Source organism: Hymenobacter swuensis DY53 (assembly GCF_000576555.1).
GTDB classification, from domain to species: Bacteria; Bacteroidota; Bacteroidia; order Cytophagales; family Hymenobacteraceae; genus Hymenobacter; species Hymenobacter swuensis.
Window position 1 is genome coordinate 4,224,585 of the sequence record NZ_CP007145.1, and the last position, 25,332, is coordinate 4,249,916.

The 25,332-nt window shown below is 58.2% G+C and carries 20 protein-coding genes and 2 tRNA genes; 11 read left to right on the forward strand and 11 right to left on the reverse strand.

Translation table 11 applies throughout. The features are described 5' to 3' along the window. Window positions 1-111: 111 nt before the first annotated feature. The 3 genes from gcvH to HSW_RS19505 are packed head-to-tail and all read left to right on the forward strand — an operon-like array spanning window position 112 to window position 2,225. The gene (gcvH, locus tag HSW_RS19495) at window positions 112-492 is read left to right on the forward strand and encodes a glycine cleavage system protein GcvH (RefSeq protein ID WP_044003382.1); all 381 of its coding nucleotides are present in this window, start codon (window positions 112-114) and stop codon (window positions 490-492) included. A gap of 30 nt (window positions 493-522) precedes the next feature. Beyond that, window positions 523-930, forward strand: coding sequence for a VanZ family protein (locus HSW_RS23155; RefSeq protein WP_052346644.1), 408 nt, complete (start codon window positions 523-525; stop codon window positions 928-930). After that, a complete protein-coding gene (locus tag HSW_RS19505; protein ID WP_081768506.1) occupies window positions 927-2,225 on the forward strand; it encodes a M28 family metallopeptidase in 1,299 nt (432 codons plus the stop codon). Before HSW_RS23155 ends, HSW_RS19505 begins: the two co-directional genes overlap by 4 nt. A 128-nt stretch (window positions 2,226-2,353) precedes the next feature. Here HSW_RS19505 and HSW_RS19510 read toward each other — a convergent pair whose 3' ends face one another. Further along, window positions 2,354-2,899, reverse strand: a complete 546-nt coding sequence (locus HSW_RS19510) for a hypothetical protein (RefSeq protein WP_052346646.1) — start codon at window positions 2,897-2,899, stop codon at window positions 2,354-2,356. Window positions 2,900-3,234: 335 nt separating this feature from the next. Further along, window positions 3,235-4,131, reverse strand: coding sequence for a YicC/YloC family endoribonuclease (locus HSW_RS19515; RefSeq protein WP_044003383.1), 897 nt, complete (start codon window positions 4,129-4,131; stop codon window positions 3,235-3,237). 148 nt (window positions 4,132-4,279) lie between these two features. Here HSW_RS19515 and HSW_RS19520 point away from each other — a divergent pair, with 148 nt between their 5' ends. Continuing rightward, window positions 4,280-7,105 carry a TonB-dependent receptor gene (locus tag HSW_RS19520; RefSeq protein ID WP_044003386.1) on the forward strand — a complete coding sequence of 942 codons (2,826 nt, stop codon included), beginning with the start codon at window positions 4,280-4,282 and terminating at the stop codon, window positions 7,103-7,105. Window positions 7,106-7,221: 116 nt separating this feature from the next. Further along, on the forward strand, window positions 7,222-8,871 hold the full coding sequence (locus HSW_RS19525; RefSeq protein WP_044005196.1) for a T9SS type A sorting domain-containing protein: 1,650 nt from the start codon (window positions 7,222-7,224) through the stop codon (window positions 8,869-8,871). 66 nt (window positions 8,872-8,937) lie between these two features. Here HSW_RS19525 and HSW_RS19530 read toward each other — a convergent pair whose 3' ends face one another. The 3 genes from HSW_RS19530 to HSW_RS19540 form a co-directional block, all read right to left on the reverse strand. Then, window positions 8,938-10,365, reverse strand: a complete 1,428-nt coding sequence (locus HSW_RS19530) for a polysaccharide biosynthesis protein (RefSeq protein WP_155833066.1) — start codon at window positions 10,363-10,365, stop codon at window positions 8,938-8,940. Continuing rightward, a complete protein-coding gene (locus tag HSW_RS23160) occupies window positions 10,301-10,804 on the reverse strand; it encodes an acyltransferase (protein ID WP_155833067.1) in 504 nt (167 codons plus the stop codon). Before HSW_RS23160 ends, HSW_RS19530 begins: the two co-directional genes overlap by 65 nt. A gap of 172 nt (window positions 10,805-10,976) precedes the next feature. After that, window positions 10,977-11,960, reverse strand: a complete 984-nt coding sequence (locus tag HSW_RS19540) for an AAA family ATPase (protein WP_052346648.1) — start codon at window positions 11,958-11,960, stop codon at window positions 10,977-10,979. A gap of 347 nt (window positions 11,961-12,307) precedes the next feature. On the opposite strand from HSW_RS19540, the gene HSW_RS19545 reads away from it, so the two are divergent. Next, the gene (locus HSW_RS19545) at window positions 12,308-13,984 is read left to right on the forward strand and encodes an SBBP repeat-containing protein (protein ID WP_044003390.1); all 1,677 of its coding nucleotides are present in this window, start codon (window positions 12,308-12,310) and stop codon (window positions 13,982-13,984) included. A 55-nt stretch (window positions 13,985-14,039) separates the two neighbouring features. Here HSW_RS19545 and HSW_RS19550 read toward each other — a convergent pair. The 3 genes from HSW_RS19550 to mutS all read right to left on the reverse strand — a co-directional run bounded on the left by HSW_RS19550 (window position 14,040) and on the right by mutS (window position 17,389). Next, window positions 14,040-14,122 (reverse strand) — tRNA-Leu (locus tag HSW_RS19550). A gap of 199 nt (window positions 14,123-14,321) precedes the next feature. Beyond that, window positions 14,322-14,394, reverse strand: a tRNA-Gly gene (locus HSW_RS19555). Window positions 14,395-14,671: 277 nt separating this feature from the next. Then, window positions 14,672-17,389 carry a DNA mismatch repair protein MutS gene (gene mutS / locus HSW_RS19560; RefSeq protein ID WP_044005202.1) on the reverse strand — a complete coding sequence of 906 codons (2,718 nt, stop codon included), beginning with the start codon at window positions 17,387-17,389 and terminating at the stop codon, window positions 14,672-14,674. Between the two features lie 330 nt (window positions 17,390-17,719). Between mutS and HSW_RS19565 the strand changes: the two genes are divergently transcribed. The 3 genes from HSW_RS19565 to HSW_RS19575 all read left to right on the forward strand — a co-directional run bounded on the left by HSW_RS19565 (window position 17,720) and on the right by HSW_RS19575 (window position 21,645). Further along, complete coding sequence (locus HSW_RS19565) at window positions 17,720-18,262, forward strand: RNA methyltransferase (protein WP_044003392.1); 543 nt, start codon at window positions 17,720-17,722, stop codon at window positions 18,260-18,262. A gap of 182 nt (window positions 18,263-18,444) precedes the next feature. After that, window positions 18,445-21,132, forward strand: coding sequence for a T9SS-dependent M36 family metallopeptidase (locus HSW_RS19570; protein ID WP_052346649.1), 2,688 nt, complete (start codon window positions 18,445-18,447; stop codon window positions 21,130-21,132). A gap of 93 nt (window positions 21,133-21,225) precedes the next feature. Further along, complete coding sequence (locus HSW_RS19575) at window positions 21,226-21,645, forward strand: hypothetical protein (protein ID WP_044003393.1); 420 nt, start codon at window positions 21,226-21,228, stop codon at window positions 21,643-21,645. A 79-nt stretch (window positions 21,646-21,724) separates the two neighbouring features. Here the strand turns inward: HSW_RS19575 and HSW_RS19580 are convergent, their stop codons facing one another. Both HSW_RS19580 and HSW_RS19585 read right to left on the reverse strand, forming a co-directional pair. Further along, on the reverse strand, window positions 21,725-22,495 hold the full coding sequence (locus HSW_RS19580) for a TerC family protein (RefSeq protein ID WP_044003395.1): 771 nt from the start codon (window positions 22,493-22,495) through the stop codon (window positions 21,725-21,727). Between the two features lie 136 nt (window positions 22,496-22,631). Then, complete coding sequence (locus HSW_RS19585) at window positions 22,632-23,123, reverse strand: YajQ family cyclic di-GMP-binding protein (protein ID WP_044003396.1); 492 nt, start codon at window positions 23,121-23,123, stop codon at window positions 22,632-22,634. 134 nt (window positions 23,124-23,257) lie between these two features. Here HSW_RS19585 and HSW_RS19590 point away from each other — a divergent pair, with 134 nt between their 5' ends. Together HSW_RS19590 and HSW_RS19595 are read left to right on the forward strand one after the other, a co-directional pair. Continuing rightward, entirely contained in the window at window positions 23,258-23,719 is a 462-nt protein-coding gene (locus HSW_RS19590) for a GNAT family N-acetyltransferase (RefSeq protein WP_044003397.1), read from the forward strand. A gap of 48 nt (window positions 23,720-23,767) precedes the next feature. Beyond that, entirely contained in the window at window positions 23,768-24,241 is a 474-nt protein-coding gene (locus tag HSW_RS19595) for a PaaI family thioesterase (RefSeq protein WP_044003398.1), read from the forward strand. 82 nt (window positions 24,242-24,323) lie between these two features. Here the strand turns inward: HSW_RS19595 and HSW_RS19600 are convergent, their stop codons facing one another. Next, the gene (locus HSW_RS19600; protein ID WP_044003399.1) at window positions 24,324-25,331 is read right to left on the reverse strand and encodes an NYN domain-containing protein; all 1,008 of its coding nucleotides are present in this window, start codon (window positions 25,329-25,331) and stop codon (window positions 24,324-24,326) included. Between the last annotated feature and the right edge of the window lies 1 nt (window position 25,332).

The following is a 25,332-nucleotide window of genomic DNA, read 5'->3' on the forward strand; positions in this document are numbered from 1 at the left end:
TCCCCGAATCTTCATGCGGAAGCGCGCTCGTAAACTGCCCTTCAACTCGTACTTTTGAGCCGGTACGCCACCGCGTCCCATCCTTTTTCACCTCACTCTCAAGTACGCCCCATGAATTTGCCCGCCAGCCTGAAGTACACGAAAGAGCACGAATGGATTCGTGTGGAAGGTGATGTTGCCTTCATCGGCATCACCGACCACGCCCAGAAAGAACTCGGCGACATCGTATATGTGGACATTGATACGCTCGACAAAGAAGTAGCGCAAAACGACGTCTTCGGCACAGTTGAGGCTGTAAAAACGGTTTCTGACCTGTTCAGCCCTATCACCGGTACCGTGCTCGAAATCAACGAGAAGCTGGATGGCAGCCCCGAGCTGGTGAACTCCGACCCCTACGGCGACGGCTGGATGGTGAAGATGTCGATCAGCAACCCCGCTGAACTCGAAGGCCTCCTGGCTTCTGAAGCCTACGGTGAGTTGGTAGGCGCCTAGTTCCTGCTGCTCCTGTTCCCATAGCTGGCCATGTTAGCTCCTGCGCCGCCCCTGCCACGCCGCCGGGCCCTTGTGGTCCTGCCGCTGGCGTGGGCGGCGTTTGTGCTGATCAGCACCCTCACACCGGCCCGCGCCATGCCCGAAACCCCGCACTGGCAGCTGCTTTCCTTTGATACCGCAGCGCATGCGTTTGTGTTCTGGGTGCAGGCAGTACTGGCCATCTTCTCGGCGGGTCGGCAGCGGTGGTTTCCTTGGCTCCGGGCACAGGCCTTCCGCACCGTGTTCTTCGGCACGGTTGGCATGGGTGCCCTCATCGAAGTCCTGCAGATGAGCATGGACCTGGGCCGCAACGGCGAATGGTCTGATATGCTGAGTGACGCCTTGGGCGTGTTGGTTGGCTTGGGCATGATGTGGGCTACCCGCCGGTTCTGGCAATGATGCGCCGTCATACACTTCTGCCGCTGATGGTGTGCAGCCTGGGTTGTGGCATCCTGCCTCCGGCTCCCCTGCAGGGGCAGGATATGCCCCGGGTGCACCAAACCATTGCCACCCTGGCTTCGCCCGCCTTCCACGGCCGGGGCTACGTGAGTGGGGGCGAGCAGAAAGCAGCGCAGTATCTGCAGCGGCGTTTCCGGCAGCTAGGACTGCAGCCGCTAAGCCCCGTTTTTCGCCAGCCGTTCACGCTTCCCATCAACACCTTTCCGGGCCGGGCTTCTTTGCAGGTTGATAGAAAAGCATTACGCCCCGGCTTCGATTTCATTGCCGAGGCCGCTTCCGGTTCCGGCAATTTGTGCGGCTCTGTGTACGAGCTGGACACGTTGACTTTCTCTCAACCAGTTGCTCAGGCTGCCCTTCTGACCACCGACCTCCGGCAGACAGTGTTGGTACTGCACCAGCGTGCTAGTCGTAAGCTTTCGGACCTTCCGGAGCCGGTCCAAAACCACTTAGCCACCGCAGCGGCCCGCATTACCCTTGTTCCCAAACTCACCGCTACGCTGGCGGGCCAGCAACTACCGCAGCCTCGGCTGGAAGTATTGGCTACTGCCTGGCCCCGGCCTGTTCAGACCGTCCGGCTACAGCTTGATGCGCGCCTGCAACCGGCCTATCAAACCCAGAACATCATCGGCTACCTGCCTGGCTTGGCGCAGCCAGACTCCTTCCTGGTAGTAACGGCTCATTATGACCATTTGGGCCGGCTAGGAAAGCACACCTACTTTCCGGGAGCCAATGACAATGCCAGCGGCACTGCCATGTTGCTAGAGCTGGCAGCGCATTACGCCCGCCCCGAAAACCGCCTTGCGTATTCCCTTGTCTTCATCAGCTTTGGGGCGGAGGAAGCCGGGCTGTTAGGTTCCCGATACTTCACGGAGCACCCGCTGGTACCGTTGGCCCAGATTCGGTTTCTCCTGAACCTCGACCTGCTGGGGACCGGTAGTGAGGGTGCTACAGTGGTGAATGGTCGCGTATTCGAGCGTCAGTTCCAGCTATTACAGGAAATTAACGCAAAAAACCAGTATCTCCCTTCCCTAGTGGCCCGGGCCCGCGCTGCCAACTCCGACCATTATTATTTTTCTGAACGTGGAGTGCCAGCTTTCTTCCTCTACACCCGGGGTGGCATAGCGGCCTACCACGACGTACAGGACCGCGCTGCTACATTGCCTCTGACGGCATTCGCTAACACTTTCCGTCTGCTGTGCGACTTCCTGAATGTGCAGGGTAGTGCAACCAAATAGTTAACAACAGCCGCATTACTGGATGTTGAAGGCAGTGCTTGCAGATGTTAGTGGAAAGCAATAAAACGAAAAGCCCCAACCTGTACAGGACAGGCTGGGGCTCCTTGAAATTATGTTGTTGGAACGTTCTAGCTGTTAGCCTTGAACGAGCCCATGATCTGCTTGGCTACGTTCTCCCACTCCGGCTTCTGACGGTCGGCGCAGGTGAAGGTGCACATCAGCAGTTTACCTTCCACATCCGTGAAGAAAATCAACTGGTACACTTCATGGCCCAGTTCCGGCTTCATGAGTTCCATGTAGCCTACTTTGCGGCCGTTCACTTCTTTCACACCGTGGTTGAACCACTTCGCTTCCTTGAACTGCTTCGCGTAGATCTTGTAGAAGTTGTCCGAATACATGTCGATCATGTCCTGATCGGCCGTGTTGTCGGTATACGAGAAAGCAATGCTGGCCTCCTTGCTGTTGGTGTAGATAACGCTGGGACGGCTCTGGGCTTTAGCGTAGTTAAAGTCCATTTGCTGCTCGCTCATCACCTCGAATCCCTTGGGGATAAGGATTTCTACCCGCTCGCTCAGCACACGCTTTTTGATCAGCTCTACTTCGGCGAAAGGACGGGCGGCCATCAGCAAGAGCATCAGGCAGAAAACTTGGGCAGAGAGTAAGACTTTTTTCATAGTCGTAGGCTGAAAAAAGATGAGATTCAAAAGCTGATTGCTACCCACAAAGTAAAAAGCTACTCTGTTTGGATAACACAATTTACGTACAAAAACTTAAGCTGCAAGTATTTCACAAAAAAATAACTTGAATGCCTACTCCTTTTCTTAGTAAAAACCTGCATAAAAGCTCGATTATGACCTTTAAAGCAGGTTTATCCTATTTCGGGAACCAAATCCCGATAATGGCTCACCCCCGAAAAATCCCAATACTATATTGAGAATAGCCTATACGATCCTGTAACCGTAAAGTTCTATTCTCTACATAATGTCTTGCCCTGAGCAGGTTCTGACGATTAGAGAATGTTGTTGATCTGCTCCTTAATTTTTTCGAGTTCTTCCTTCATGCTCACCACCAAATGTTGAATGGTGGAGTCGTTGGCTTTGGACCCAATGGTATTGATTTCCCGACCAATTTCCTGCGAAATAAACGCTAATTTTTTACCGGTAGGCTCAGGCAAACCAGCCGTTTCGGTGAAGTAGTGTAAATGGTTGACTAACCGCACCTTTTCCTCGGCGATGTCCAGCTTCTCAATGTAGTGCAGAACCTCCTGTTCGAAGCGGATTGGATTGAAATGCTCATTGCCGGAAATATCGGCCAGATGGGTGTTCAGCCGCTGCCGTACCTGCTCAATGCGGGTAGGGTCGTGCTTCTCCACTTCAGCCAGCAGAATACGAATCCGGTCCACGTACCCCAGAATTTCGGAGGTCAGGGCCTGGCCCTCGTCGCGCCGAAACTGGTTGAGCCGGTCCAGGGCCTGCTGCAACAGAGGCAGCAGTTCTTCCCAGGGAGTTTCCTCTTCTGTTTCAGTGGCGGCCGTAGTATCGGCCGGGATACGCAGAGCCCCGGGCAGGGCGTGGGCCACGGCCGTTACCTGCTCCATAGATAGTCCCGTTATCAGGCTCAGTTCCTGCAACTCCTGACAGGCAATGGTGACGGCCTCCTTGTTCACTATAGAGCCCTGCGTGCCCGTAGCACGCGGGCGCGTGAAGTCAATATTCAGGTTGACCTTGCCCCGGATCAGGCTCTTGGCGACCAGGTTGCGAATTTCCAGCTCCCGATCCAGCAGGAAGCGCGGCAGGCGCAGTGTGAGGTCGAGGCTTTTAGAATTGAGCGACTTGATTTCGACGGTGGCGGCGTAGTGGTCGGTTTCGCGGGTGGCGATTCCGTAGCCGGTCATGGACTGGAGCATGGGCAGAAATGGGCAAAGTGGGCGCAAAAGTAATGGTTTCACGCAGAAGGTGAGCTGGTTAGCAAGGCGGTAACACAAGCATAACGTGGCCGCAATATTAGCATAACAGGGCCGGTCTAGCTTTGTGAAACCTTTTTAAGACCCACGTATGCGGCGTTCTTTTCTTCTGCTTTTTTTCCTGACAATCAGCCATTTACTTGTAGCGCAACAGGGTACGCTGACGGGCAAAATCACTGATAAAAAAACTAGTGAAGGGGCTATTGGGGCCACAGTGCTGGTAACCGGCACCGTTCAGGCCGCACCAGTGGAAATTGACGGTACCTACGTGTTAAAGCTGGCGGCGGGCACCTATACTATTACGGTGCAGTCCGTTGGCTACAAACCGCTCACCTTCCCGGGCATTACTATCCGGGCCGACCAGAGTACTACCCTCAACGGCGCGCTGGAAGAAAACGCGCAGGCCCTGAATGAAGTGGTGGTAACCGGCCAGAAGCAGACCGGCACCGAGGTAGCCATGATTCAGGACCTGAAAAAGGCCGAGGTGGTAGTGAGCGGCATGAGCAACGACCAGATCGTAAAAACCCTTGACCGGGACGCGGCCGAAGTGGTAAAGCGCATTCCGGGCGTAACGGTGCAGAGCAACAACTTTATCGTGATTCGGGGCTTGGCCGAGCGGTATAACACCGTGATGCTCAACGATGCACTCACGCCCTCGGCCGAGGTGGATACTCGCTCATTCTCCTTTGACATTCTGCCCAGCTCGGTGATTGACCGGGTGCTGATCTTCAAATCCGGCTCGCCGGAACTGCCCGGGGAAATGGGTGGCGGCGTGGTGAAGGTGTTCACCAAGAACTCGGTGCTGGAAAATGCGACCAGCCTGAGCGTTTCGGGCTGGGCCCGTAGCAGCACCACCTTTCAGAACAACTATCAGGTAAGCCCCGGCCGCGGCTCCGACTGGCTGGGCTACGATGGCGGTACCCGCCAGCTGCCCGAGGGCACGCCCGCACAGGTCAGTACAGCTGACCAGCCCACCTTCCGCAACGAGTGGCTACCACAGCGCATTACGGCCCGGCCCGATTTGCGCGTGTCGCTGGGCCTGAGCCGCAAGTTTGAAATCGGGAAGGTATACCTGAGCAATGTTACCTCCGTTTCCTATTCCAACACCCACGAGCAGAACAACATCACCCGCAACCGCTACCTGATTGAGCGGGACCCAGCTACCAACCTGCCCGTGCAACAGTATGCCTACAACGATGAACGCTCGTTGACCGGCACCCGCCTGGGCATCATTCATAACTGGCAGGCCCGTCTCAATGACCGGAACCGCCTGGAATTCCGCAACTTTTTGAATCAGTACGGTACCGACGAGGTGACGCACCGCACTGGCCAGACGCTGGATCAGGGGTTTGACCGGGACGACTACGCGCTGCATTACCAGAGCCGTACCATCTACTCGGGGCAGTTGCAGGGTTCCCACGATCTGGGGGCCGGGGAGCATACCAACGTGACCTGGGCCGCCGGCTATAACTACGTGTACAAGGACGAGCCCGACTACAGCCGCTACCGCAGCCAGCGCATCACGGCCCTGCCCGGCGAAACGACCCGCCCTTTTCTGGTGGTAGTGCCCCCGGATGGCAACCCCTACGACGCCAGCCGCTTCTTCTCCAACCTCAAGGAAAATACCTACATGGCCAGCGGCCAGTGGGAACGACGCTTCGCCGGCCGCGACACGACCAAGGAAAACGCTTTTAAGCTGCGGGCCGGCTTCTATACCGAGCAGAAGGAGCGTGATTTCCAGAACCGCTACTTCTCCTACGTAATTGGCAACCCCAGCACGTTCTACCGCGACCAGGCCCGTGCCAACCGCCTGCTGACGCTGCCCATCAACCAGATCTTCGCTCCCGAGAACCTCGACCCCCGAACCGGATTTGTACTGGACGAAGGTACTTCGCCCAAGGACCGGTACTCGGCTGAAAACACGTTGGTGGCCGGCTACCTGGGCGGCGTGGCACCTCTTTCGGACCGTCTTAGCCTGTCGGGTGGGGTGCGTGTGGAGTACAATCGCAAGTACCTGCAGAACGGCGACCCACAGGACACGGCCTACCTGGAGCGGCGCGTGATTCCGATGCCCTCCCTGAATGCCACGTTCAACTTCAACCAACGCTCCTTGCTGCGCCTGGGCAGCAGCGTGACGGTGAACCGCCCCGAGTTCCGGGAAGTAGCCAACTATCCGTACTTCGATTACAACAGCAACGCCATCATCACGGGCAATAAAAACCTGAAGACGGCTACCATCTACAACGCCGACCTGCGCTACGAATTCTACCCAACCCGCTCCGAAATGCTGTCGGTGGGTGTGTTTTACAAATACTTTAAGGATGCCATCGAGCAGACTACGCAGTCGGTTTCGACGGAGCAGATGTACCTGACCTACCAGAACGCCGACCATGCCTACGACGTGGGAGTGGAGCTGGAAGCCCGCAAATCGTTGCTGGAGCTGACGCAGAATCCGGTACTGCAGCGCTTCTCGCTGGTGCTGAATGCCTCGCTCATCAAGAGCCGGGTGAAGCTGGCCGACAACGCCACCAACAACAATTTTGCTCTTACCGACCGGGCACTGCAGGGCCAGTCGCCTTACGTGGTGAATGCGGGGCTGTTTTACCAGGATGAGGAGCGCAAGTGGCAGGTATCAGCCCAGTACAACGTGGTGGGCCAGCGCATCCAGTTTGTGGGCGACAAGCAGTTCAACTACTCGGTAATTGAGATGCCTCGCAACGTAATTGACCTGGCCGTGACCAAGGGAATTGGTAAGCATTTGCAGGTGAAAGCTGGCATCCAGGACCTGCTCAACCAGAAGGTGCGGCAGCTCTACGACTTTGACCGCAACGGCAAGATCGGGCGCAACGAGCGGGGCGCGTTTGGCGAGTACCGCCGCGGCAACTACTCCACCCTGGGCCTGACCTACAACTTCTAAACAATACGATAACATACACGCAACGAAAGCATAACGCCCATCGGTACCGGTGGGCGTTATGCTTTAGGACCTTTGCCTCACCCTTGTATCCTTCCTTTAAGTACACCCGCACTACCATGAAAAAGATTCTACTTCCTGCATTGCTGGCCTGCGCAGTAGCCACCACCGCCCCGGTGTCTCAGGCACGGGCCCAAACGGTTTGCCCGGCGGCCCCCACGGCTACGGTGGTTTCCGGCAACATTACCCAGAACACTACTTGGTCCAGCGCAAACGTGTATTTGCTTTCGGGCTTTGTGTACGTGAAAGCCGGGGCGACGCTGACTATTCCGGCCGGCACCATTATTAAGGGCGACAAGGCCACTAAAGGCTCCTTGATTGTGGAGCAGGGAGCCCGCCTGATTGCCGAGGGCACGGCCAGCCAGCCCATCGTATTCACCTCCAATGAGCCAGCCGGCTCACGTGCTCGCGGCGACTGGGGTGGCATCATCATCTGTGGCCGGGCGCCCGTGAACCTGGCCGGCACTCCAGTAGTGGAAGGCGGCGTGGGCTCGACCTACGGCGGTACTGATGCCAATGACAACTCGGGCAGCCTGAAATACGTGCGTATCGAATTTCCTGGTATTGCCTTTCAGCCAAACTCCGAAATCAACGGCCTGACGCTGGCCGGCGTAGGTGCTGGCACTCAGATTGATTACGTGCAGGTATATGGTTCCGGCGACGACTCGTTTGAGTGGTTTGGGGGCACCGTGAATGCCAAACACCTGGTGGCCGTGGCCGCCACCGACGACGACTTCGACACCGACAACGGCTTCCAGGGCAAGGTGCAGTACGGCCTGATTGTGCGCGAGCAGAATACGGCCGACGTATCGGGCTCTACGGCGTTTGAATCGGATAATGACGCGGGCGGCTCGGCCAACACGCCCCAGACGGCCCCGATTTTCTCGAACGTGACGGCGCTGCTGCGCACGCCTATTGGAGCAGCGGCCAACTTCACCCGCGCCATGCACCTGCGCCGCAACACCTCCATTTCCATCTTTAACACGGTGCTGAGCGGCTGGCCGACCGGCCTCACGCTGGACGGCGCGGCAGCGCAGGCCAACGCCACCAACGGCGGCCTGGTACTGAAGAACAACGTACTGGCTAACATGACCACCCGCAACTTTGAGGCTGCCGGAGTCACCACATACGATGTAGCCGGCTTCTGGAATGCGGCCGCTAACAGCAATACCGTCTACTCCACCGCAACGGACCTGGGCCTGAACGCCGGTAATTTCACGCCTGATGCCGACGTTATTCAGGATTTTCTGCCTACGTCCACCTCGCCCCTGCGCACCGGCGCGGCTTTCACCGACGCCAAGCTGGCCGACAGCTTCTTTGAAAAGACCGGCACGTTCCGTGGCGCTTTCGGCACGGTGAACTGGGTAGCCGGCTGGACCAACTTCAACCCCCAGACCACCTGCTATAACCGTCCGGGCATTACGCTGGCCGCCAAAGCCGCTTCCGACCAGCTGCAGCAGCTGACGGTGTCGCCGAACCCCTCGGCTGGCCAGGCTTCGCTGAACTTTGAGCTGAAGCGCAGCGGTACCGCTTCGGTGCGCGTGCTGGATGTAACCGGCCGCACCGTAGCCACCGTGCTGACGGACGGCAAACTAGCAGCCGGCACGCAGCAGGTAGCCCTGCCCACCACCCTGCAAGCCGGTGTATACATGGCCCAGATAATCACTAACGAAACTAGCCAGTCAGTACGCTTCGTGGTAGCGAAGTAGTAGCTAAGAGGCCTGTCTAAAAAAGAAGAAGCCCGGGACTAGTCCCGGGCTTCTTCTTTTTGCGGGCTATTCATCGGCGCGACGGGCCTGCCATAACTGCGCAGCCAGCAATGCCAGCACCACGCCGGTGCCGGTCCAGAGTACACCTGCTTCGGATAGGTAACGGGCCAACAGTTCGTGCAGCAGCAAGAGTCCGCCCCCGAAGCTCAAAAGCTGCAGCACCCAGGTTCGCAGGGGCAGCATGGCAGCCCACCGCACCTCCATGAGTCGGGCCGTGTGCCAGAGGTAAAACCCAGCCTGCCACCAGGTACTGATGACAAACGCCAGGGCTACCCCGCCCAAACCCAGCCAGCGGTATAGCGGGTACATGAGCAGCAGGGCCAACAGCAAATCGAGGACGGCCCCGGTGGTAATAATGCGCCCCTTACCTTTATGCTGCAGCAGCGCCGTGAAGTTGTAGGCCCGTAGCGGAATGACCAGCGAGGAGAGCAGAAACAGCGGCACGGCCGCATCGTAGCGGTGCGCAAACACGACGCCGAACAGCTCACGCCGAAACAGCACCAGAAAGAAGAACAGCGGAAACACCAGCCGCCCCAGCAGCGTGGCCGTTGATTTCAGCAGCTGCACCCGTTGCGTATCAGACACTTCCGACTCATGGAAGTGCAACAGCAACGCACTGCCGGCTGCGCCCAGCAGTAGCGGCAAAAACGGCACGTCAATAGTGCCATTGAAGTACAAGGCAAACAGCGCGGCGGGCAGCAGGAAGCTTAGGACTAGCTTATCCACCCATCGGAACAAAATCTGAACAACCTCATTGAGGGCGGTATGGAGCCATAAGTGCCGGATACCAGCCGGTACGGCGGCGGTAAGCGGGACGGCCCGCCACTGTTGCCACGCCAGGCCACCCAATAGCAGCAGCCGTAAACCGCTGCCCAGCAGTAGCAGGTTCATTAGGTTCGAGAAGCCAATCAGGGGTATCGTCCGTAAGCCGTGACTAAGCACAAACAAGCCCGCGTACAGTCCGCTTACCAGCGCCACAGCCCGAAACTGGCGTCCCAGCAGTGCGTAGGCCTCCAGCACCGCCACCGGTACGTTCAGAACCAAAAACAGCGCCGACTGCCAGCCAGGAAACAATGCCATATCGTCGTGCTGCGCCAGCATGAGCCCTACCGCGCACAAGCATATCCAGGCAACTGCTCCCAGCCAATGTAGCATGGTCAGCCGTCGGAGAAACGCGTGTACTTGGCCCCTTGAATACGTCAGCATCAAGGTAGGCAGGCCCAGGCAGGCCACTACGTGGGCTACCTGCCACTGCACCCAGAAGCCCTGGTAACTGCCGTACCAGATCGGATCTATGCTTCTCGAAAGCCACACCAGCGCCACTACGCTGGCCAGCGTCGGAAAAAATCGGATAAGAAATATAGAGGCGCTAGTGCCCAGCAGCGTGCTGCGCGTAGGTGCTCCGGGCTTGGGCATCACAGGCGGCGAGGTCAAGGTGGCGGATAAGTCGGGCGGGGTTACCGGCCAATACACAGTGGCCTTCAGGAAAGCTGCGCGTTACTACGGCTCCGGCTCCCACAACGGTAAAATCGCCCAGCTGTACACCCGGCAACACCACCGCCCCCATACCCAGCCAGCAGAAACTACCAATGCGCAGCGGGACTGCAGGAACTCGCTCGGTATTAGCCACAGGGTCGTGGTTGGCTGAAATCAGACCTACTTGCGGGCCCAGGTTGGTGAAGTCGCCCACCAGCACACCGTTATCGGCGTTGATGTACACGCCGGGCGAGTCGCCGGGGAAAGAGCCGCGGCCGGCCTGGAGTTTCTCCGGGCTGCGGATAGTGCTGGTATGATGCACCGCCCACCGCGTGCCCGCGTTCTGCCGCAGCACCCGCCGAAACAGCACATCCAGCACATAAAAGCTCAGCGGCATTTCCGGCCGAAATCCCAGCACACGGCACAAGAACTGCTTCACTGTTTTGAATGGTGAATGTTGAGTTATGAAATAGACGTTTTTTTTACCGTTTTGAGCGAATGATGAATTCTCAGCAACAGACTATCGGCCCCTAAACCCAGTTCATCATTCCTAACCCAACTCTCATAACTCAACTGATGGGCACTTTGCGCAGGATAGCTTCAATCATATCCTGGGTGCGGATGCCGTCGGCTTCGGCTTCGTAGTTGAGCAGGATGCGGTGGTTGAGCACATCAGTAGCCACTTCCTTGATGTCTTCGGGCAGCACGTAGTCCCGCTCATCCAGGTAAGCCACGGCTTTGGCGGCGCGGTGCAGCGCAATGCTGGCCCTCGGGCTCACCCCAAACTGCACGTACTGCTGAAACTCGGGCAAATCGTACTCGGCGGGCTTGCGGGTGGCAAATACCAGCTCGATGATGTACTTCTCCAGCGTTTCTGAAATCTGCACCTGATTGATCTGCTGGCGGATTCCAAAGATATCCTCTTTGGTCAGGACCGGGTTCACCTCGCCCACGTAGCTCATGTTGGCCATGCGGCGCATCACCTCCAGTTCGTCCGCTTTCTTGAGGTAGTCCACGTACACCTTCATCATGAAGCGGTCCACCTGGGCCTCGGGCAGCGGGTAGGTGCCCTCCTGCTCCACTGGGTTCTGGGTAGCCAGCACCAGAAACGGCAGATCCAGCGGATACGTGGTTTCCCCGATGGTCACCTGCTTTTCCTGCATGGCCTCCAGCAGCGCGCTTTGCACCTTGGCCGGGGAGCGGTTGATTTCGTCGGCCAATACCAGGTTGGAGAAGATCGGACCCTTCTTTACCTCGAATACCGACTGGCCCTGATTGTAAATCATGGTACCTACCAGGTCGGACGGCAACAAGTCGGGGGTGAACTGCACGCGCTGAAAATGCAAGTGCAGCACTTTCGACAGCGTGCTCACCGTGAGAGTTTTAGCCAGCCCCGGCACGCCTTCCAGCAGAATATGCCCGCCCGTGAACAACCCGATCAGCAACCGATTGATCATATAGTGTTGCCCTACTACCACTTTGCCCACTTCGGCAAACACTTGCTTGATTTTCTGCTGGTAGTCGGGAGCCGACCCAAACTGTGGAGGCATCATACGGAAGCAAAACAGGTCTAATACGCTTAAAGGTAGAGAAACAAGGCCAGTACCCTGCCACTCTGCTTTTATACCTGGATACCATTCTACCGCTACAATACCCATGCTCAGCATAATCAATTCATCTGTTTTATAAAAAATTTATTATTATTTATAACATAATCAATAATGCTTTTCTATCTTCGGATCACTGTTGCTGCTGATATTCCTGTGCTGCTAGCCTTTCCGGCTATTCTACCCGCTGCCTGAGCAGCCCTGCTCCTACTGCCAGTGCTGAGCCTCGGTTCCGGTTACCGGATGATTGTGCCTTTTACCGCCCCACTCACTTTCCATTCCCATTTCTACCCATGAAAGCACTCTGTCTATTTCTGTTGTTACTCAGCAGCTACTTCGCTTCTGCCCAGGCCAATTGGCAGTGGGTAAACCAACTCACCAGCTCCGGATCTGCTGTATCGGCGCGGAGTATTACCACTGATGCGGCTGGCAATAGCTACGTTACGGGCTCCTTTGCCGGCAGTGCCGTCTTTGGCAGTACCACGCTCATCAGTCGGGGCCAGACTGATGTATTTCTGGTGAAATACAACCCGGGCGGCCGGGCTATGTGGGCAGTGCAGATTGGGGGCGACCCTGCCGTGGGTAATGTGTATTACCCTCCTTCGGCCATTGGCAATGATGTAGCACTGGATGGAGCCGGCAACGTGTACTTAGTCGGTAATTTTACCGGTAACCTGGCGTATGGCAACGGCCGCACGCTGCCCAGCTTCAGTGAGGGTTTCCAGACGGCCTTCATTGCAAAAGTGAATGCCCGGGGCCAGGTGCAATGGGCCAAACGGTTCGGTATTAATCAATATAGCTGCCACGCTTACGCTCTGGCCACTGATGCGGCTGGCAACAGTTACGTTACAGGCCAATCTGATTACGGCCAGATTCAGTTTGATAATATTGTAACAATGGGCAGCCGGCGCGTCATGTTTCTGGCCCGCTACACCACCTCCGGTGCCGTTGCGTGGGCAAAATCCTCTACTAATTTTTCCACCTATGGAGCAAGCGGCAGTGATGTGGTGCTCGACGGACGCGGCAACTGTTACGTGGGGGGCTTTTTCAACAACGACATGACGCTCGATGGCACCGCCCTTACTACCATTGGGGCCGACTCCTACCTGGCCCGGTTTGCAGCTGCCTCCGGCAGCTTACAATGGCTGAAGCAAGGTGGAAGCACCGGCACGCCAAATGCCAACAACAACGTCCACATCAACACCCTGGGCACCGACCGGCAGGGCAACGTATACGCAGCCGGCGACTTTTCCGGGACTACTTCCGTGGGCGGGCAGATGTTGGTAGGTAACGATGCTTGGCAGCCGGATATCTTTCTGGCCCGCTATACGCCGGCCGGCGCAGTACAATGGGTTAAAACCACTGGTACCGCCGCCTCAGAATACAGCGTGCAGCTGGCTACTGATGCCGATGGCTACTGCACCTTGGTCGGCCGCCGCCTGAACACCAGCTATGAGTCGAAGCTGCTGCTGCACAGCTTTCAGCCCAACGGCGACCTATACTACTCTGATGTTATTGGAATCAGTGGCAGTTGTACGGGTAATAGCATTACGCAGGACGCAAATGGTTTACTGTATGTGACCGGAAATCTGAGCGGTACGGCCTCTTTTGGATCCACTGCGCTGCAAACCGCCACCCGGACTGATGGGTTTGTCGGGCGGCTCCGTATCCGGGCTCCACAATCGGGCAATGCTGGCGGGGGCAGACCAACGGTAGAAGCCTTTCCCAATCCTACACGCGGCCGCTTAGTGGCCAGTCTTACCTGGAACAAAGCCAGCCTGCTGTTAACCGGCAAAGCCCTACTTACCACCGCAATGGGCGGCTACGTAGCGGCCCAGCCGCTACTAGCTACCAGCACTACCCAGTCACAAGCCGTTTTCGACTGCTCTACCCTACCAGTTGGGCTGTACGTGCTCTGTTTCGTCACCTCCGACGGAGCTTCCTATACGCAGGGCGTAGAGGTGCGTTAAGTCTTTTTAACTGCAAAACCCGCCCCTGCCTAATGCAGAAGCGGGTTTTGCGCTGTACCAGAGACGGGACTCGAACCCGTACGTCCGTGAAGACAAGGGATTTTAAGTCCCTCGTGGCTACCATTACACCACTCTGGCTGAGCGCCTTAAACCATTTCAAACCCGGTAGATATCTACCTAGGCAAGATAGTCAGGGCAAAGTAACTGCAAATTTTCCAATCAATGCTCATTGTTTCCGCCATTGATGTGATGCACTTATCCTGAAATAAGCTCCGCGGGCGGCAACCGCACTGGCATAAAACAAAAAAAGGATGCTTCCGAAGAAACATCCTTTTTGAGCGGGAGACGAGGTTCGAACTCGCGACCTCGACCTTGGCAAGGTCGCGCTCTACCAACTGAGCTACTCTCGCTTTTGATCTTGGCGCCGTAGTGGCGTTTTGATGTGACAAAGGTAGAAGAAGAATCCCTGAAGTCAAGCGCACGCTCTAAAAAAAGTGGCTACTCGCATCGGAAAAAGGCTTTGTCAGCTGATTTTCAGGGAGAAAAATTTCAATAAGAATCCACCCGTTCTCTTGCCACTGCCGCGGCCAGACGCATTTCGCCCCGCCCGATGCCGGTGTATTTCCCTGCGGACAGAGAAAAACCGGAGCGGGCGGGGCGAAAAAAGTGGGTAGGGCGCCGCAAAATTTACTTCCCGCCGACGGCCAGCTTCAGCTCGTTCAGCTTCAGTAGGGCTTCGATGGGCGTGAGCGTGTTCACGTCGAGGCGCTCCAGCAGCTCGCGGACTTTCTCCAGGGCCGGGTCGGCGGGCTCGAACATGCTGAGTTGGAGGCTGGGGCGCGGAGCGTTGTGCACAGCCGCGGCGGGCTGGGCTTTGGGGCCCCGGCGGGCCGGTTCGGGCGCGGCGGCAGCAGGGTGGCCGTTCAGGGGCACTACCTTGCCGCCGGTCGGCTCCGCATCAAGATCGGCCAGCACTTCGTCGAATTCGGTGGGCTGGTCGGCCTCGGCGGTGGTGGAAGTGCGCTCCTGTTCTAGGTGGTGCATGATTTCGTTGGCGCGCAGCACCACCGAGGTGGGCATGCCGGCCATGCGGGCCACGTGGATGCCGAAGCTGTGCTCGGAGCCACCCTCACGCAGCTTGCGCAGGAACAGGATGCGGCCGTCGGCTTCCTTCACGGCCACGTTGTAGTTGCGGACGCGCGGGCAGTCGTCGGCGAGCTGGTTGAGCTCGTGGTAGTGGGTGGCGAATAGGGTTTTGGCCGTGAAGCGCGGGTTGTTGTGCAGGTGCTCCACAATGGCCCAGGCAATGCTGATGCCATCGTAGGTGCTGGTACCGCGCCCGATTTCGTCCATCAGCACCAGGCTGCGGTCGGAGAGGTTGTTGAGGATGCTGGCGGTTTCGGTCATCTCCACCATGAAGGTACTTTCGCCCTTACTCAGGTTGTCGGAGGCCCCTACGCGGGTGAAGATTTTGTCGATGACGCCCACGTGGGCCGCGTCGGCGGGCACGAAGGAGCCGATCTGGGCCAGCAGCACAATCAGGGCCGTCTGGCGCAGCAGAGCCGATTTGCCGGCCATGTTGGGCCCCGTTATCACCACAATCTGCTGGTCGTCCTGGTTGAGGCAGATGTCGTTGGGGATGTACTGCTCGCCGGGCGGCAGCTGGCGCTCAATGACGGGGTGGCGGCCGGCCTTGATGTCGAGCAAAGTGCTGTCGTCCACCACCGGCTTCACGTAGCGGTGCTGTCGGGCCGTGGCGGCAAAGGAAGCCAGGCAGTCGGCTACGCCGATGGCGCGGGCGTTCTGCTGCACCTGGGCCACGTACTCGGCGGCCGTGAGCACCAGCTCGTTGTAGATGCGCTGCTCAATCACGAACAGTCGTTCCTCGGCGTGCAGAATCTTCTCCTCGTAGGTTTTCAGCTCCTCCGTAATGTAGCGCTCGGCATTTACCAGCGTCTGCTTCCGAATCCAGGTCGTCGGCACTTTGTCTTTGTGCGAGTTCGTGACTTCGAGGTAGTAGCCGAATACCTTATTATACGCCACTTTCAGCGACGAAATACCGGTTTCCTGAATGGCGCGCTGCTGGAGCTGGAACAGGTAGTCCTTGCCCGAGAAGGCCATGGCCCGCAGCTCGTCCAGCTCGGCATCCACCTTATCATTCAGCACGCCGCCCTGGTTGGTGAGAATGGGCGCGTCTTCCTTGATTTTGGCCCGAATTTCCTCGCGCAGGGCGGTGCAGGGGTTGAGCTGGTCGGCCAGCTTCTGCAAAGCCCGGATGCCGGAGGCAGCCAGCTGCTCCCGGATGGGGCTGATGGCTTCCAAAGCGCGGGCTAGCTGCAGCAGCTCGCGGGGGTTGATGCGGCGCACCGCCACCTTGGAAATCAGCCGCTCCAGGTCGTTGATCTGGCGCAGGTGCAGCAGCAGGTTTTCCAGCAGCTCGGGCGTCTGGAGCAGGGCCTCCACTGTATCGAGGCGGCGCTGAATCTGGGCGGGCTCCTTGAGGGGCAGCACCACCCACTTACGCAGTAGGCGCGCGCCCATGGGCGTCACGGTCTGGTCGAGGATGTCGATGAGGGGCACGCCGCCGGGGTGCTGGGCCTGCACCAGCTCCAGGTTGCGCACCGTAAACCGGTCGAGCCACACGTATTTATCCTCCTCCAAACGCCCGATGCTGCCAATGTGGCCCACGTCGGTGTGCTTGGTTTCGGCCAGGTAGTGCAGGATGCAGCCGGCCGCCGTGATGCCCTCGCGCAGCCCGTCAATGCCGAAGCCTTTGAGCGAGGTGGTGTTGAAGTGACGGGTGAGCAGGTCGTGGCCGTAGTCGTGGCCGAATACCCATTCTTCCAGCGCAAAGTGGCAGTAGTCGGGGCCAAAATGGTCCTCGAACTCGCGGCGGCTTTTCTTGCAGAACAGCACCTCGGCGGGCTGGAAGTTCTGCAGTAGCTTACCCAGATAGTCGATGGTGCCCTGGGCCACCAGAAACTCGCCGGTGCTGATGTCGAGGAAGCTCACGCCGGCTTCGTGCTTGCCGAAGTGCACGGCGCAGAGGTAGTTGTTGGAGCGGCGCTCCAGCACGTTGTCGTGTAGACTCACGCCAGGCGTGACGAGCTCCGTGATGCCGCGCTTGACGAGGCCCTTGGCCAGCTTGGGGTCTTCGAGCTGGTCGCAGATGGCCACGCGCTGGCCGGCGCGCACCAGCTTGGGTAGGTAGGTATCGAGGGAATGATGAGGGAAGCCGGCCAGCGGGGTTTCGGAGGCCGTACCCGCGCCGCGCTTGGTGAGCGTGATATCCAGAATGCGCGAAGCCGTGACAGCATCCTCACCAAAGGTTTCGTAGAAGTCGCCCACCCGGAACAGCAGCACGGCGCCGGGGTGGGCCTGCTTGAGCTCGTAATACTGGCGCATCAGCGGCGTATCCACCACGGGGGCGGGCCCCAGCGTGCCGTGCGTGCGGATGGGCTTTTTGTTAGGGTCGGCGGCTTTGGTTCTCACGGAAAAACGGAAATTCGGGAATATGGGAGCGTGCCGGGGGCGGCCGTTCGGGGTGCCAGCACGTCATGCTGAGCGCAGACGAAGCATCTCTAATGCTTCGTTTGAATGGCCTTGCAACGAAGCGGTAGAGCTGCTTCGACTGCGGCTGCGCCTTCTCTCAGCATGACGTTCTTTTCGACAGCAAGACCGAGCGGCACTAGCCTAACAGCCGCCACCCGGCCGGGCGTTCCTACCTTTGCGGGCATGCGCAAACTCTCGATGGAAGAGCTGAACCGGCTAACGGTGGCAGACTTCAAAAATACGCGAAAATTCCCCCTCACCCTAGTGCTCGACAACGTGCGCAGCCTCCACAACGTGGGCGCGGCCTTCCGCACAGCCGATGCCTTTGCGGTGGAAAAAATCTGGCTGTGCGGCATTACGGGCCGTCCGCCCCAGCGCGAAATCACCAAAACGGCCCTGGGCTCCACCGAGTCGGTGGCCTGGGAATACGCGCCTACCACGCTGGAGGCGCTGCAGCAGCTGAAGGCCGCCGGCTACCAGCTGATTGCCGTGGAGCAGACCACCGGCAGCGTGCCTCTGCCCGAGTTCCGGGTAGAAGCCGGCCAGCCCTACGCCCTGATTATGGGCAACGAGGTGTTCGGGGTGGAGGATGAGGTGCTGGCCCTGTGCGACGCCGCCGTGGAAATCCCGCAGTTCGGCACCAAGCACAGCCTGAACGTGAGCGTGGCGGCCGGGGTGGTACTGTGGGAGTTTATCAGCCGGATGCATGCAGGAGCGAAGCCATAAACTTGTCACTTCTGGAAAGCTGACAATTATTTCACCTGTTCAGCCGTATACTTCGCAAAAAATCTAGCTTTTGTTGCGTAAATTTGAAACGGGCCGCCCCATTAGGCGGCCCGTTTTGGCTTTAGAATACCTCCGTTTCACACCTCTACCCGCAGTTAATGAAATCAACCTTTACTACTCCGATGGCCCGTACTTTAGCCGTGGCAGCCCTGCTGGCCGTACCGGGTCTGGCAGCCGCTCAAAATGCTCCGCTGGAGCAGGCACTTGGTGCCCTGAAAGCCCGCCAATCCAGCTTGGGGCTACTTTCGGTGGATATAGCCGATGCCGCCGTAACCAGCCAGTATACCGATAAGAGTAACGGTATCAGCCATGTGTACCTGCGCCAGCGTGTGCAGGGCGTGGAAGTGTACGGGGCCGTAGCCGACGTACACCTCACCCAGGCTGGCAAAATAGCCGGGTTGCACAGCAGCTTCCTGACCAACGCCGCTGCTCAGGCCCGAAACGCTACTCCTTCGCTCACGGCAGGGCAGGCAGTAGCCGCCGCCGCCAAAGCCCTGGGGATGCCCGCTCCGCGCAATCTGGATATCCGGAAGGCTGGTTCGGCCACGGAAGGCATGGAATTCAATGACGGCGGTATTTCGCTGGATAAGATTCCGGTAAAGCTGATGTACCTGCCGCTGGCTGACGGCTCCCTGCGCCTGGTGTGGGACGTTACGCTGGCTCCCCTCAACGGTGAGCATTACTGGAATGCCCGCGTAGACGCCGCTACCGGCGAGCTGCTCGACAAAACCGACTACACCATTTCTGAGAGCTTCAGTGTCTCCTCCCTCATCCGCCCGATAGCCCAGGCGGCTTCCGCAGCAGCTCAGCCGGCGTCCGCTCCGGGCACCGCTACAGCGGGCAAGCCCACGGCAGCTAACACGTATAACGTGTGGCCCCTCACGGTGGAAAGTCCCTCGCACGGTACCCGCCAGCTGGTAGCCAACCCGGCTGATGCCACCTTCTCCCCCTTCGGCTGGCACGATGTGGATGGCGTGGCCGGTGCCGAGTACACTATCACGCGCGGCAACAACGTGCACGCCTATGATGACCGCTCGAACCGGAACGTGTACACGGCCGGCACCACCCTTAGCCCCGATGGCGGCGCAAACCTGGAGTTTGACTTTCCCTTCAATGACGCCCTGACTGCCCCGGCTGTTTCCAACCTGAACGCGGCCGTGGTCAACCTGTTCTACTGGAACAACCTGATGCACGACGTGATGGCCTATAAGGGCTTCGACGAAGTGAGTGGCAACTTCCAGGCAAAGAACTACGGCGGCACCGGCCTCGGCAACGACGACGTGCGGGCCGAAGCGCAGGATGCCTCCACGGCAACTACTGTCAGCCTGAACAACGCTAACTTCTCGACTCCGGTAGATGGCTCCCGACCCCGCATGCAGATGTATCTGTGGGATAAATCGGAGCTGGCTATCAACATCACGGCTCCTAGCACGCTGGCTGGCTCGCTAGTGGCTACGGAAGGCTCTATTGGCCGTAAACTCAACCGCGTAGGACCTGTTACCGGCAACCTGGTGCTGGTGAACGACGGCACTACCACGCCCAGCCTTGGCTGCAACACCACGTACGCCAACGCGGCCGACGTAAGCGGCAACATTGCCCTCGTTGACCGGGGCACCTGCAACTTTGGTCTTAAAGTGAAAAACGCCCAGCTGGCTGGTGCCCGCATGGTGGTAGTTATTGACAACGCCGTGGGTGGTACCGTTCCCGTTTCTATGGGCGGCTCCGCCGATACAGTCGGGGTGCGGATTCCTTCGATTGCCATCCTGAAAGTTGATGGTGACCGGATCAAAGCGGCCTTGCAGGCCGGTCAGACGGTTTCCATCACCGCCTCGGGCAATTACTACATGCGCGACGGGGACTTCGACAACGGCATCGTTGCCCACGAGTATGGCCACGGCATCTCTACCCGCCTCACCGGCGGCCCCGGTAACTCCAGCTGCCTGAGCAGCGCCGAGCAGATGGGAGAAGGCTGGAGTGACTTCTTTGCCCTCTGGATGACCACCAAACCCGGCGACGTGAGCACCACGGGCCGCGGTATCGGCACATATGCTTCCTTCGAGCCCGTAACGGGCGGCGGCATCCGCCCCACCCGCTACAGCACCGATATGAAGCTCAACCCCGCTACCTATGCACTGGTGGGTACCGGCATCTACAATACGTATGTTGACGCCGCTGGTCAGACCCGCAACCAAGTCCACAACATCGGCTACATCTGGGCTACCACGCTATGGGATTTGAACTGGGCCCTGATTGACAAATACGGCTACAACGCCGACCTAAAAGCTAACACCGGCGGCAACAACGTAGCCCTGCGCCTCGTGCTAGACGGCTGCAAGCTGCAGCCCTGCAACCCTGGTTTCCTCGATGGCCGCAATGCCATCCTGAAGGCCGATTCCATCAACAACAAAGGCGCTAACTCCGGCCTGATCTGGCGTGTGTTTGCCCGTCGGGGCATGGGCTTCAGCGCCGTACAGGGTAGCAGCAGCGTCCTCACCGACCAAACCGCCGCCTACGACCTGCCGGCCATCCTGAGCAGCAGCAAGCAGCTCAACGAGAAGCTGCTGGAAGTGTACCCCAACCCCGCCAACGGCCAGGTGCTGGTACGCACGCAAGTGAGCAGTACGGCCCCGGTACAGGTAGAAATGGTGTCGTTGCTGGGCCAGCGCGTGAGCGTGCAAACGGCTTCGGCCGCCCGGCTGCAGCAGGAAGGCGTAACGCTGAACACCGCTAAGCTCGCCGCCGGCGTATATATGGTGCGCCTGACCACGTCGGAGGGTATCATCACCAAAAAAGTAGTGGTTCAGCACTAAGCGGCCGACTTTTACGTCCCTTACATTGTTAACAACCGCCCGGCCCTGCGCCGGGCGGTTGTTTTGCTATACCCCCTTTCCCCTCCTCTGCTGATGTCTGCTTCCCGCCCCGACAATATGCTGCTGGCCCTACGGCCGGTTATTGCCACCGACGCCTCGGTGGCCGATGCACCGGACACGCCCGGCTATTTTCTGCACCACACGCTCCGGCCTGTGCTCAAGCTGCAGAACGAACTGCTTCTGGCTGTTGTAGCCGATTTTGTGCGTGACCACCGTGTGCCCCTGGCTACTGCGGCAACCACTGACCAGCAGCGCTTACTGACCGACCTGCTCACTCGCAATACTAAGCTGCGTTACACTGTGGTAGGGTTGGTGACGGGCTTGTTCATCACTGAAGAGCTGGGTATCTACCGTCGGCACCGTGCTGAACTCAACCGCCGCCTGCTGGAACTGGCCACCCGGCGCGTGCAGGATCAGGCCGCGGCGGTAGCAGAGCTGAGCATCACTGATTGACCCTTGTGCTGCCTGCTGCTCAACAAAAAGAGCCCGTAGCATACACTACGGGCTCTTTCGTTATCTAACAATTTGAAGCTTAGTCGTACTGCGAGTCGCGCAGATGTACGGGCGTAGCCTTCTTGCGCAAACGCATGTTCAGCACTTCCACAATCAGGGAGAAGAACATGGCAAAGTAGATGTAGCCTTTCTCGATTTCTTTGTGGAAAGCCTCCATCACCAGCATTACCCCAATCATAATCAGAAAGGACAAGGCCAGCATTTTGATAGTGGGGTTCTTGTTCACGAAGTCGGCCACGACGCCCGAGAAGGCCAGCATCACGCCCATAGAAAGCACCACGGCCAGAATCATAATCAGCACGTTATCCACTAGGCCCACGGCCGTCAGGATGGAGTCGAAGCTGAATACGATGTCGATAAGGATAATCTGGAAGATGATGCCGCCAAACGAAGCGCCGCCTTTGCCCCCTTCTTCGTGTTCTTCCTCGCCCTGCAGCTTGGTGTGAATTTCAGTGGTGCTCTTACCAATTAGGAACAAGCCGCCGGCCAGCAGAATAAGGTCGCGGCCCGTTACCCCGAAAGGCTCCGTCATCCAGGGCAGGTTCACCGTGAACAATGCCGCCTTCAGCCCCACAATCCAGCTGATACTCAGCAGCAGCCCAATGCGGCATAGCAGCGCCAGCACCAACCCGATGCTACGGCCCCGCTTCTGCAGCTCCCGGGGCAGGCGGTTGACAATGATGGAGATGAAGATGATGTTGTCAATACCCAATACAATTTCCATGAACGTAAGCGTCAGCAGGCTTACCCAGGTTTGTGGGTTGGAGAAAACGGAAAAGTCGAAGTGCATTCGGAAAGAATGTGAGAAATGGGGAGAATGAGAGGAATATGAAAAATAGGCGGGATGTAGTGGAGGCAGAACGACAAAGTGAGCCAGTAGTACCGGGGCACATCTTTCATATTCTGCACATTTCCCACATCAGCCGTTAGCTTTTCATATTCACGAACTGCAACGGCTGCCCGATGGCGGCCTGCCGTACGGCCGCAATGGCAGCCTGCAGCTCATCGAGCTTCTTGCCGGTCACGCGTATCTGGTCGTCCTGCATCTGGGCTTCCACCTTTACCTTAGCATCCTTGATGGCTTTGATGACTTTGCGGCCGACTTCCTTATCTACCCCGGCGCGCACTTTCACCACCTTTTTCACCATGGCCCCGGTGGGCTGCTCCTCCTCCGAGAAGTCGAGGGCCGTTCCGTCGATACCTTGTTTTACGATGCGCGTGAGCAGGATATTTTCCAGTGCCTGCACCCGCATCGAGTTTTCGGAGGTGAGCGTAATGGTGTTGTTCTTCTTATCCAGCTCGATGCCGCCCTTCGTGTCGCGCAGGTCGTAGCGTGTCTGAAGCTCTTTTTTGGCCGTATTCACCGCGTTTTCGAGGGTTTGCGGATCTACTTTGCTGACAATATCGAAGGATGCCATAGGATGGGAAGAAAGAAAAGAGAAACCTACCGGAACCGGTCGGGCTGCCAAAGATAGTGAGGGGCGGAAATGCGGCCGCCCAACCAAACGAAATAGTCCGTTACTTCGGCTTTCCGCCTGCTGCCCGTGCCCCTATGTCCGTTATTCCTCCCGACTCTCCCGCCCAGTGGGCCGCCTATTACCGCCTGCGCTACGAGGTACTGCGCCAGCCCTGGCATCAGCCCGAAGGCTCAGAGCGCGCCGACGATGATGCCGCGGCTACGACCACGCACGCGCTGCTGCTGACTCCGGAAGGCTACGCCGCCGCCGTGGGCCGCCTGAGCCCAGCCGAGCCGGGTCAGGGGCAGGTGCGCTTCATGGCCGTTCACCCGGTCTGGCAGGGCCGGGGAGCAGGCCGGCAGATTTTGGAGTATCTGGAGGAAGCGGCCTGCCGCCAGGGTTTCACGGAACTGGTGCTGCATGCCCGGCAACTGGCCGTTCCGTTTTATGAGCGACTTGGCTACACAGTGGTTGCGCCGTCGCACACTCTGTTTGGTAGTATTCCCCATTTCCTGATGCGGCGGCAGCTGGTAGGCGAACGGGTAGATACAGCCTAAATTAGCTGCTTTTCCAGCCTCTCCTGCTTCTCCTAGTCCCCCATCCCAATGGAACAATTGCCCGATGTAGCGACGCTCGTTGCTATCTACAATCAAATCAATACTTACGGTCGGGTAAATGGAATGGAATTGCTGGTCAATGAGCCCGGCAACGTACACTACACCATGACTATCCGTGACGAGCATCTGTCCTCGCCCGGCACCTGTCACGGGGGCGTACTGGCCGGCCTGATGGATGCTACCTTAGGCGCGGCGGCACTTTCGCTGGCTTTCACGGCCGGGGAGTTGGTATCCACCGTGGAGTTTAAAATCAACTACCTGCACCCTGTGCGGCTGCACGACCACCTGCTGGCGCACGGCGTAGTAGAACACAGTGGCAAAACTCTGGTAGTCAGTAGTGCCCTGATCACCTGCCCTACCCGCGACAACCTGGTGGTAGCGCGCGGCCTGGGTACCTTCAACCGCTACCCCGCCACCAAGCGCGACTTTCATGAGCTGCTGTTCCCGCCTGATACCAATTAGGCCCAAGGCATAAAAAGACGCCGGCCCCCATGTGACATGGGGGCCGGCGTCTTTTCAAACTACCGAACCGAAAAGAGGCGGGTTACAGGCGCTCAGGCGAGTCAGCCGACTCATGTTCGTGCTCATCCTGAGGGTCGTACTCGTCATTTTCGTCCATTTCCGGGGCTTCCACTTTGCGTACGTTGCGGGCACAGTCTTCGTCGCGGTGGTTGCGGCCCACGGTGAACTCCACCCAGTCGCCTTCGCGCAGTTCGTTAAAGTCGCCTTCCGCCATATCGGCGTAGCTGAAGAACAGGTTATTCGGCGGCATTACCACGAAGCCAAACCCATTTTTCAGGTTCTTGATGGTGCTGATGCCTACCGTGCCAACGGGACCGGCAGCCGTAGGGCCGGTAGGCCGCACGGGCTTCACGGTGGGGTAAGCCACAGGCTCGGGCGTATTCACAAACATCGACTCAACCAGCTCGTCGCCGGTGCTCAGGCCCTGGTCGATGATTTCGTGCATCTGTACCGGGTAGGTAGCCTGATCCAATAACTGCTGCGAAGCGCGGGTAACGCGGTTTTCGCCCTTGAAATCGGTGTATTTGAAGTCCCAGTTCAGCAGCATCACGCGGGTGCCTACCGTATTGAGTTTCTTGATGAGGGGAGCGTAGTCGGAGTCGCCGGCAATGAGGACCACTACATCGAAGCTCTTATGGATAGCCAGTTCCAGGGCTTCCAGCGACAGCCACACATCAATGCCCTTCTCCTGCAAACGACCATCGCGCGTTTTCAGGGGCATGTAGTGGGTGCTGATGCCCATGTTCATCAGGATATCGTCGAGCAAACGGTCATGAAACAGACGGTCCTTGTCGCGGGCTTCGGTGGCCGAAAGGCGGCCGCGGAAGAAGTGGGCGTCAATAATCTGACTTAGACGCACGTCTACATCCTCTTCCTCAGCTACCTGATGACGGATAAATTCATGGAGACCTTCCAGGCTAATACGGGCCTTACGGTCATGCTGGAAGTAGTAGTAATCACTGATTTTCAGGAAATAATTGCCGTCGTAGAAGACGCCGATCCTAATCAGGGGGCTATTCATCTGGTTCATA